Raw genomic sequence first — 9,632 nt, 5'->3', positions numbered from 1 at the left:
GTGGCTTCCCGATCGGCGTGCTGCCGACGCCCGTGCCGGGAGGCGGGGGCAACGGGGGCGAGGGCGGCATCGTCGCGTCCTCGACCGTCGCCGGCCAGTGCGCCGCGCCGCGCCGGGGCATCAACCCCGCGACCGGTCGCGCGTACCCCGACACCGCTGGCACCGTCGACAACGAGAAGAGCTGGGTGCGCGGCTGGATCGACGAAACCTACCTTTGGTACAACGAGGTGCCCACGACCCTCAAGGCGTCCGACTACGCCACGCCGTTGACCTGGTTCAGCGTGCTCAAGACGCAGGCCACCACGCCCTCGGGCCAGCTCAAGGATCGCTTTCACTTCTACCTCGACACCGAGGCGTACCGCCTGGAGTCGGAGGGCGGCGTGTCGGTCGGCTACGGCATGGACACGGCGGCGGTGCGCAGTTCGCCGCCGCGCAACATCCGCCTCGCCTTCGTCGAGCCGGGTTCGCCAGCGGCGGCGGCCGGCCTGGCGCGCGGGGCCAAGCTGGTCGCGGTCGACGGCGTCGACGTGGTGGCCAGCACCGGGCAGGCCAATGTCGACATCATCAACCGCGCGATCTCGCCGCAGAACCTCGGCGAGAAGCACACCTTCACCTTCGAGGTGAGCGGCACGCGCGGCAGCCCGATCGAGCTCACGGCCCAGCGCATCACGAGCAGCCCGGTGCTGTACACCCGCACCATCGGGCCGCCCGGCAACCGCGTGGGCTACCTGCTGTTCAACGACCACATCTCGACCGCCGAGGGGCAGCTCGTCACGGCCATGAACACGCTCAAGCAGGACGGCGGCATCCAGGACCTCGTGATCGACATGCGCTACAACGGCGGCGGCCAGCTGCGCATCGCGAGCCAGCTGGCCTACATGGTGGCCGGGCCGGGCCCGACGAACGGGAAAACCTTCGAGTTGCTGACCTTCAACGACAAGAACCCGTACCGCACCACGCTCGCGGACAACCTCACGCCCTTCTTCACGACCACCCGGGTCGGCCAACCCCTGCCCACGCTGGGCCTGTCGCGCGTCACGCTGCTGACGGGCCGCAGCACCTGCTCGGCCAGCGAGTCGGTCATCAACAGCCTGCGCGGCGTGGGCGTCACGGTCAACCTCGTGGGCGCCACCACCTGCGGTAAGCCCTACGGGTTCGTTCCGCAGGACAACTGCGGCACCACCTACTTCGCGGTCAACTTCAAGGGCGTCAACCAGGCCGGCTTCGGCGACTACGGCGACGGCTTTGCACCCAATGCCAGCTGCGCCGTGGTCGACGACTTCGACCACTCCCTGGGCGACGCCGCCGAAGGCCGGCTGGCCGCGGCGCTGCGGCTGCGCGACACCGGTTCGTGCACGGCGGCATCCGCCAAGGCCGCGGACACCCAGGGCCTGGAGAAGGCCGCCACGCCGGCAGAAGAAGAACTCTTCCTGCGCCCCCGCTCGCCGCTGCGCGAGAACCGGCTGATCGACCTTGTGCCCAACCCGGGCTGATAGACGGCCTGACCCCGCGCGCGAGGCCGGCCCCGGCCTCGCGGAAAACCCCTAGCCGCACCCCATTGCCACGCCTGTGGCCTGCCACTTAGAGTTTGGCAAACGTTTGCGCAAAGGTTTGCGCAAACGTTTTCACTCCCTGGAGCCCCTTTTGGAAACCGGGCTGGAAACCAAACACTTAGGAGAAACAGATGCGCAAATGGACAGTGACGACCTTCTGGCTCGTCGTCGTGGCCGTGCTCACGGCATGCGGCGGTGGCGGGGGCGGCAACGACGGCATCGGCCTGGCGCCCGGGTTCGCCGCGCCGCCGGTGGCGCAGAAAGTCATCATCGACAGCGACTACAACACCATGAGCGACGACGGCCAGCTCGGCGTCATGGCCGCGCAGCTGCAGGCCGAGGGCAAGGTGCAGGTGATGGGCATCAGCGTGGTGTCGGGCAACCAGTGGCTCAAGCAGGGCGTGGCCGACGCGCTGATGTCGGTCGAGCGCCTGGGCGTGGGCCAGCGCATCGGCGTCTACGTGGGCGAGAACTACGCCATCAACCACGACTACGCCACCATCGAGGCCGAGATGAAGGCGGGGGCGGGCGGCGACGGCTACCTGGGCGCCTGGAGCGGCCCCGAGCCCAAGACCGACGCCGACCTCAAGCCCTCGCCCGACGGCTTCGCCACCCGCACCGTGGTGCAGCGCAAGAGCGCGGTCGACTTCATCATCGACACCGTCAGGGCCAACCCGAACGAAATCACCATTCTGGCCATCGGCCCGCTCACCAACATCGCGCTGGCCGTGAAGAAGAGCCCCGAGATCGTGCCGCTGATCAAGAAGATCATCTACATGGGCGGCGCCGTCGACGTGGCCGGCAACACCACCCATTTCGCCGAGTTCAACTGGTGGTTCGACCCCGAGGCCGCGCAGTTCGTGGTGCGCCTGCCGATCCCGCAGGTGGTGGTGCCGCTGGACGTGACCGACACCGTGTTCCTCACCAAGCCCGTCTACGACCGCATCGCGCACCCGGCCAAGCCGACCGCGGTGACCGAGGTGTTCCGCAAGCTCAACGGCTACGGCTTCAGCGGCACCAACGGCTTCGAGAACAACCCGAACTACACGCAGAACATCTGGGACACGCTGGTGCTGGCCTACCTCATCGATCCGCGCTACGCCACGCAGACCGTCGAGCGCTATGTCGACGTGGTGGCCAAGCCCGGCGCGGCCGACAACGGCCGCTCCATCGGCTACACCACGCCGCCCGCCGGCACGTCGCTGCAGAAGATGACGGTGGTGAAGAAGTTCGACAACGCGCGCTTCTTCGAGCTCTACATCGACCTGCACACGCGACCGGTGCCGATCACGCTGCCGGCGAGCGGCTCGTAAACCACCTGCCGTCAGCCGGCGCGCGGGGCCGGAGCGCCGATACTTCGGCCCTCGAACAGGGAACACACGCATGCTGATCGGCATCGATATCGGAACCTCCGCGGTCAAGATCGTCCTGACCGACCTGCAACTGCTGCAGGTCGTGGCCACGGTCGATCGGCCGCTCACTTCGCAGTACCCGCAGCCGCTGTGGTCCGAGCACGACCCCGACCAGTGGTGGGCCGCCGTGGCCGACGGCCTCGACGAACTGGCGCGCATGCGCCCGACAGCAATGGCCGGCGTGCAGGGCATCGGCCTGTCGGGCCAGATGCACTCGCTGGTGCTGCTCGACGCGGCCGACCGCCCGGTGCGCCCCGCGATCTTGTGGAACGACGGCCGCGCCGCCGCCGAGGCCGCCGATCTCATGCAGACCGACCTGGCCCTGCGCCGCGCCGTCGGCGTGCAGCCGATGGCGGGCTTCACCGGCCCCAAGCTGCGCTGGCTGCGCACCCACGAGCCCGAGGCCGTGGCGCGTGCCCGCTCGCTGCTGCTGACCAAGGACTACGTGCGTCTGCAACTGTCGGGCGAGAAAGTGACCGACGTCACCGACGCGGCCGGCACCTGGCTGTTCGACCAGGCGCAGCGCCGCTGGTCGCCGCAGGCGCTCGCCGCCTGCGGGGTCGATCCCGCCTGGCTGCCGCGCGTGGTCGAGTCGTGCGAACCCTGCGCCACCGTGCGCGACGCGCTGGCCGCGCGCTGGGGCCTGCCGCGCGGCGTGCCGATTGCCGGCGGCGCGGGCGATGCCGCGGCGGGCGGTGTCGGCATCGGCGTGGTCGGGCCGGGCGACGGCTTCGTGTCGCTCGGCACCTCGGCGCAGATCCTCGTGGCCGACACCGCGCACCGCCCCGACCCCGAGCGGCTGGTGCACGCCTTCTGCCACGCGCTGCCGCAGCGCTGGTACCGCATGGCGGCGCTGCTCAACGGCGCGAGCCCGCTCGCGGCGCTGGCGTCGTGCACCGGTGGTGCCTCGGTCGGCGCGCTGCTGGCCGAGGTCGAGGCCGCGTACACCGGGCCCTCGCGCCTGCTCGCGCTGCCTTATCTGTTCGGCGAACGCACGCCGCACAACAACCCGTTCGCGCGCGGCGCGATCGTCGGCCTGTCGGGTGCCACCACGCGCGCCGACCTGATGCAGGCGGTCTGCGAAGGCATCGCCTTCTCGCTCGCCGACGGCCTGGAAGCGCTGAGCGCGCAGACGGCGCGGCCCGAGCGCCTGGCGCTGATCGGCGGCGGCGCGCGCTCCGCCTTCCTGGCGCAGCTGATCGCGTCGGTGCTCGATGTGCCGCTGGTGCTGTACGAATCCGCCGACCGCGGCCCGGCCTTCGGTGCGGCGCGGCTCGCGCGGCTGGCGGTCACGGGCGAAGACCCGGCGGGTGTGGTCGTCGCGCCCGCCGTGCGCCAGGTGCTGGCGCCCGACGCCGCCTTGCACGCGGCCTACCAGCCCCGGCTCGAGGCCTTCCGCACGCTCTACCGCGCGATGGCGCCGGTCTGGGCGTCGGTGGCCTGAAGAGGCGCTCGTCGGCTCAGTCCGGCGTGAGCCCGGCGGTGTCCACCACCTTCTTGTACACGTCGAACTCGGCGGCGATCTGCTGCGTGAATTCCTGCGGCGTGTTGCCGACGACGAAGGAGCCGGTGTCCTGGATGCGCTTGCGCACGGCAGGATCTTCGACCGACTTGCGCGCCGCCGCGTGCACCTTGTCCACCACGTCCCTGGGCAGGCCCTTGGGACCCACGATGCCGTAGTACGCCATGCGGTTCACCGGCGCGAGGCCGACCTCCTTGAAGGTCGGCACGTCGGGCAGGTCCTTCAGGCGCTCGGACGCCGCCACGACGATCGGGATCAGCCGGCGGTCCTTGATGAAGGGCAGCGCCGACGGCAGGTTGTCGAAGATCATCGCGACCTGGCCCGCGACGGTGTCGTTGAGTGCCGGGCCCGACCCCCGGTAGGGGATGTGCGTGACGGACGCGCCGGCCATGCCCTTGTACAGCTCCATCTGCAGGTGCCCGATGCTGCCCGTGCCTGCGGTGGCGTAGGCGTACTTGCCCGGGTTCTTCTTCAGCACCTCGATGAAGCCCTTGTAGTCCCGGGCCGGAAAGCTGGGGTGGACCGCAATGACGTTGGGCGTCGCCGCTAGGTTGATGATCGGCGTGAAGTCGGTCTTCGGGTTGTAGGGCACCTTGGGGTTGATGGCCGGATTGGCCGCCGTCGTCGACACGGTGCCGATGCCCAGCGCGTAGCCGTCGGGCGTGGCGCGCGCGGTCTCGGCGGCGCCGATCGCGCCGCCCGCGCCCGACTTGTTCTCGACGATGACGCTCTGCCCCAGGTGCCTGCCCAGGGGCTCGGAGATGACGCGCGCAATGATGTCCGTCGTGCCGCCCGGCGCGAACGGCACCTGCAGCTTGACGGGCTTGTCGGGGTAGCCCTGCGCATGGGCGGGCACGGCCGCTGCCAGCAGGCAGGCGAGGGCGAACAGGGTGGGGTTTTTCGGCAAGGTGTCTTCCTCCTCTTGGATTGATGGAATGGGTGGGATGAGTGGGGGCCGATCAGGGGCGCCGCGGGATCAGGCAGCTCGCGTCGAGCTCGCCCGGGTCGTTGACGCCGAGCATCGCCATGTTCCGGTCGACCTCGTCCCGCAGCAGCCGGATCGCGTGCGTGACGCCCGCGTGGCCGCCCACGGCGGCGGCATACATGAACGGCCGGCCGGCGAACACGGCCTTGGCGCCCAGCGCCAGCGCCTTCAGCACATCGCTGCCGCGGCGCACGCCGCCGTCGACCATCACGGGCAGCTCGCCCGCGGCGTCCAGCACCTGCGGCAGGGCGCGCAGCGCCGGTGCGGCGCCGTCGAGCTGCCGGCCGCCGTGGTTGGAGACGATGAGGCCGTCGGCGCCGAGCTGGCGCGCGCGCCGCGCATCGGCCGGATGAAGAATGCCCTTCAGGATCAGCGGCCCGCGCCACTGCTGGCGGATGCGGGCGATGTGGTCCCAGTGGATGTGGTCGCGGCCGGTCGTGTCGCGGATCGCGGTGCTGGAGAAAAGAGGCGCGCCGCGCGTGGCGAACGAGTTCTCGAAATGCGGCATGCCCTGCGCCACGAAGGTCCGCGCGAGCGTGCCGAGCAGCCAGCGCGGCCGCACGAGGCCGTCCCAGGCCAGCCGCAGGCTGGGCCGCAGCGGCGTCGTGAAGCCGGCACGCACGTTGTTTTCGCGGTTCGCCCAGACGGGAATGTCGACCGTGACGACCAGGTGGCGGAAGCCCGCGCCGGCAATGCGCGCCACCAGGCCGTCGATGCGCGCCGCATCGCCCGGCAGGTAGGCCTGGAACCAGGTGCCGGGCGCGGCCTGGGCCACTTCTTCCATCGGAATGAGCGAGGTGCCGCTCATGACCGCGGGAATGCCGGCCGCCTGCGCCGCCTGCGCAAGCACCAGGTCGCCGCGGTAGGCCGACAGCGCGCTGATGCCGACCGGCGCGATCCCGAAGGGCGACGCGTAGCGCTGGCCGAACAGCGTGACCTCCTGCGAGCGTCGGGAGACATCGACCAGCACCCGGGGCAGGAAATCGTGCGCGTCGAACGCGGCGCGGTTGGCGTCCAGCGAGCGGTTGTCTTCGGCCGCGCCGGCGATGTAGCCGAACAGCGGGCGCGGCAGCCGGCGCTTCGCCGCGTGCTCGAAGTCCTGCAGCGACAGGATGCCGGCCAAGCGCCGCGGCGTCGCGGCAGCAGCAGGGGCTTGCGCCGGCGCGGTGCGCGGGGCATCGAAGGCACGCGAGAAAACAGTCATGTCCGCCATCCAGTCAGTCGTTCGGTCCGCGCGGACTGTAGGCGTGCAGAAGGTTTTGAAAAAGCGAATTTATGGTAATTTGCCATTTCGCTTTTTTCGAAATGACCGAGGGGGACGGCGCATGACGCTGAAGCAACTGGAGGCCTTCTACTGGGCCGCGACCTGCGCCAGCTTTGCGCTTGCGGCGCAGCGGCTGCACCTGTCGACCTCGTCGCTGTCCAAACGACTGGCCGAGCTGGAGGTGTCGCTCGGCGCGCCCTTGTTCGACCGCGCCGGGCAGCGGGCCACGCTCACGGACGCGGGCGAGCGTTTCCTGCCGCGCGCCGCCGCGCTGCTGCTGGCGGCCGACGAGACGAAGCGGTCGATCGGCGCGCCCGCCAGCCTCGGCGGCCGTTGCACCTTCGGTATCGGCGAACTGAGCGCGCTGACCTGGCTGCCCCAGCTCGTCGCGCACGTGGGACGGCACCTGCCGGACCTGCGCCTGGAGCCGCACGTCAACTTCGGCTCGGCGCTGGACGAGCGCCTTCGCAACGGCGAGCTCGACTGCGCGGTGATCGCCGGGCGCTCACCGCACCACGGGCTGATCTCGTCGCACACCGTGGGCCAGGCGCATTTCGTGTGGGTGGCCGCGCCCGCGCTGGCGGGCAAGACCACGACCCTCGGCGCGCCGCTGCTCGCGCAACATCCCATCGTGACGCTGCCGACCGGCGCGGGCACCAGCCGCCTGCTCGACGAATGGCTCATGGCCGAGAACCTCGAGGCGCCGCACCGCCTCAGCTGCAACAGCTGGGGCGCCGTCGCCGGCCTGCTGATCGAGGGGATCGGTGTCGGGTTTCTGCCGGAAGGCTGGGCGCGCCTGCTGTCGCGCCGCGGCGACCTGCGCATCCTGAAGACCCGCCAGGCCCTGCCCGCGCTGACCTACACCTTCCAGAAGCGCAGCAACGACGAGCGCCATCTGCTGACGGCCATGCGCGCCGCGGTGCTCGCGTCCGTCGATTTCTCGAAGGCGGCCCGCCTGCTCTAGGTGGAGAGCGTTAGAAGGCCTCGCACACGCGAAGCACTTCGGCGCCGTAGGCCTCGAGCTTCTTCGTGCCGATGCCGCTGATGCCCTGCAGGTCTTCGAGCGTCGCGGGCGCGCGCTCGGCAATGGCCGCCAGCGTGGCGTCGTGGAAGATCACGTAGGCCGGCAGGTTGTGTTCCTTGGCCACCTCGGCGCGCCAGGCCTTGAGCGCCTCGAAGCGCTTCTTGCCGGTGTCGTCGAGCGAGGCGGCCGCCGGCGACGGCGCGCCCTTGGCGGCCTTCTCGCGGCGGGGCTTGCGCTCGGCCGGCGACGACACCGACTCGCGCAGCGACACCGTGGTCTCGCCCTTGAGCACCGCGCGCGAGCCCTCGGTGAGCTTCAGCGTGTTGAACGCCTCGGCGTCCACCGCCAGCGCGCCGGTGGCGATCAGCTGGCGCAGCACGCCGCGCAGCGCCACCTCGCTGAACTCCGCGCCGATGCCGAAGGTGCTGATGCGCTCGTGCCCGAACTGCTTGACCTTCTCGGTCGCCTTGCCGCGCAGGATGTCCATGATGTGGCCCGCGCCGAAGCTGATGCCGCTGAGCTGCTGCACGCGGTAGATGGTGCTCAGCAGCTTGCGCGCGGCATCGGTGCCGTCCCACACCTGCGGCGGGTTCAGGCAGTTGTCGCAGTTGCCGCAGGGCGTGCTCTTTTCGCCGAAGTAGCCCAGCAGGCGCACGCGGCGGCAGTCGCTGGCCTCGGCCAGCGAGAGCAGGGCGTCGAGCTTGCCTCGCATCACCTGCTTGAACTCTTCGCCGGCCGGGCTCTCGTCGATCATGCGGCGCTGGTTCACCACGTCGTTCAGGCCGTAGGCCATCCAGGCGTCGGCGGGGGCGCCGTCGCGGCCCGCGCGGCCGGTTTCCTGGTAGTAGCCCTCGATGTTCTTGGGCATGTCGACGTGGCCCACGAAGCGCACGTCGGGCTTGTCGATGCCCATGCCGAAGGCGATGGTCGCGACCATCACGATGCCTTCTTCGCGCAGGAAGCGGTCCTGGTGCTTCTGGCGCACCGCCGCATCGAGCCCCGCGTGGTACGGCAGCGCGTTGATGCCGGCGCCCTGCAATGTCGTCGCGAGGTCTTCCACACGCTTGCGCGACTGGCAATAGACCACGCCCGCGTCGCCCTCGTGCTCGCGCTCGATGAAGCGCAGCAGCTGCGTGGTGGCGTCCTTCTTCTCGACGATGGTGTAGCGGATGTTCGGGCGGTCGAAGCTGGAGACGAACTGGCGCGCTTCTTCCAGCTGCAGCCGTTCGACGATGTCGGCGCGCGTGAGGTCGTCGGCCGTGGCCGTGAGCGCGATGCGCGGCACGCCCGCATAGCGCTCGTGCAGCACAGTGAGCGCGCGGTACTCGGGGCGGAAGTCGTGGCCCCACTGGCTCACGCAATGCGCCTCGTCGATGGCGAACAGCGAGAGCTTGCCGCGCTCGTTCAGCGAATCGAGCTGCGACAAGAAGCGCGGCGTGTTCACGCGCTCGGGCGCCGCGTACAGCAGCGTGATCTCGCCGCGCAGCATGCGGCGCTCCACGTCCTGCGTCTGTTCCCAGTCGAGCGTCGAATTCAGGAAGGCCGCGCTCACCCCCGCTTCGTGCAGCGCGCCGACCTGGTCGTGCATCAGCGCGATCAGCGGCGACACCACCACCGCCACGCCGCGCCCCGCGCGCTGCCGCGCAATGGCCGGAATCTGATAACAGAGCGACTTGCCGCCGCCCGTGGGCATGAGCACCAGCGCGTCGCCGCCGCCCACCACGTGCTCCACGATGTCCTGCTGGGCCCCGCGAAAGCGCGCGTAGCCGAACACGTCGTGAAGGATGTCGGCGGGGGCCGCGCTGCCGGAGCTGCTGCCGTCGCTGGAAGCGTCGAAGGGGCGGGGAGCGAGGGAAGACACAGGCGGGGGTG

At 70.4% G+C, this 9,632-nt stretch carries 7 protein-coding genes; 4 read left to right on the top strand and 3 right to left on the bottom strand.

The features are described 5' to 3' along the window. The 3 genes from AC07Y4_RS32000 to xylB form a co-directional block, all read left to right on the top strand. The coding region (locus AC07Y4_RS32000; RefSeq protein ID WP_495275628.1) for a S41 family peptidase at window positions 1-1,493 on the top strand (1,493 nt) is incomplete at its 5' end. Window positions 1,494-1,684: 191 nt separating this feature from the next. Continuing rightward, the gene (locus tag AC07Y4_RS31995; protein ID WP_487848905.1) at window positions 1,685-2,866 is read left to right on the top strand and encodes a nucleoside hydrolase; all 1,182 of its coding nucleotides are present in this window, start codon (window positions 1,685-1,687) and stop codon (window positions 2,864-2,866) included. A gap of 70 nt (window positions 2,867-2,936) precedes the next feature. Beyond that, window positions 2,937-4,409, top strand: coding sequence for a xylulokinase (gene xylB, locus AC07Y4_RS31990; protein ID WP_487848904.1), 1,473 nt, complete (start codon window positions 2,937-2,939; stop codon window positions 4,407-4,409). 16 nt (window positions 4,410-4,425) lie between these two features. Here the strand turns inward: xylB and AC07Y4_RS31985 are convergent, their stop codons facing one another. Together AC07Y4_RS31985 and AC07Y4_RS31980 are read right to left on the bottom strand one after the other, a co-directional pair. Continuing rightward, a complete protein-coding gene (locus AC07Y4_RS31985) occupies window positions 4,426-5,376 on the bottom strand; it encodes a tripartite tricarboxylate transporter substrate binding protein BugE (protein ID WP_495275629.1) in 951 nt (316 codons plus the stop codon). 70 nt (window positions 5,377-5,446) lie between these two features. Continuing rightward, a complete protein-coding gene (locus tag AC07Y4_RS31980; RefSeq protein WP_487848903.1) occupies window positions 5,447-6,676 on the bottom strand; it encodes an alpha-hydroxy acid oxidase in 1,230 nt (409 codons plus the stop codon). 121 nt (window positions 6,677-6,797) lie between these two features. Between AC07Y4_RS31980 and AC07Y4_RS31975 the strand changes: the two genes are divergently transcribed. Beyond that, complete coding sequence (locus AC07Y4_RS31975; protein ID WP_487848902.1) at window positions 6,798-7,700, top strand: LysR family transcriptional regulator; 903 nt, start codon at window positions 6,798-6,800, stop codon at window positions 7,698-7,700. A gap of 10 nt (window positions 7,701-7,710) precedes the next feature. Here AC07Y4_RS31975 and recQ read toward each other — a convergent pair whose 3' ends face one another. Beyond that, the gene (gene recQ / locus AC07Y4_RS31970; protein WP_487848901.1) at window positions 7,711-9,621 is read right to left on the bottom strand and encodes a DNA helicase RecQ; all 1,911 of its coding nucleotides are present in this window, start codon (window positions 9,619-9,621) and stop codon (window positions 7,711-7,713) included. Window positions 9,622-9,632 lie beyond the last annotated feature (11 nt).

The organism is Variovorax sp. GW460-12-1-14-LB1 (assembly GCF_059423605.1).
Note: the sequence above shows the minus strand (reverse complement) of the source record. Positions and strands in the feature narration are given on the sequence as shown.

What these genes read in the sequence shown, in the direction of transcription:
- AC07Y4_RS31995 (WP_487848905.1), top strand. Translation starts at nt 1,685, where the DNA reads ATGCGCAAATGGACAGTGACGACCTTCTGGCTCGTCGTCGTGGCCGTG.
- xylB (WP_487848904.1), top strand. Translation starts at nt 2,937, where the DNA reads ATGCTGATCGGCATCGATATCGGAACCTCCGCGGTCAAGATCGTCCTG.
- AC07Y4_RS31980 (WP_487848903.1), bottom strand. Translation starts at nt 6,676, where the DNA reads ATGACTGTTTTCTCGCGTGCCTTCGATGCCCCGCGCACCGCGCCGGCG.
- AC07Y4_RS31975 (WP_487848902.1), top strand. Translation starts at nt 6,798, where the DNA reads ATGACGCTGAAGCAACTGGAGGCCTTCTACTGGGCCGCGACCTGCGCC.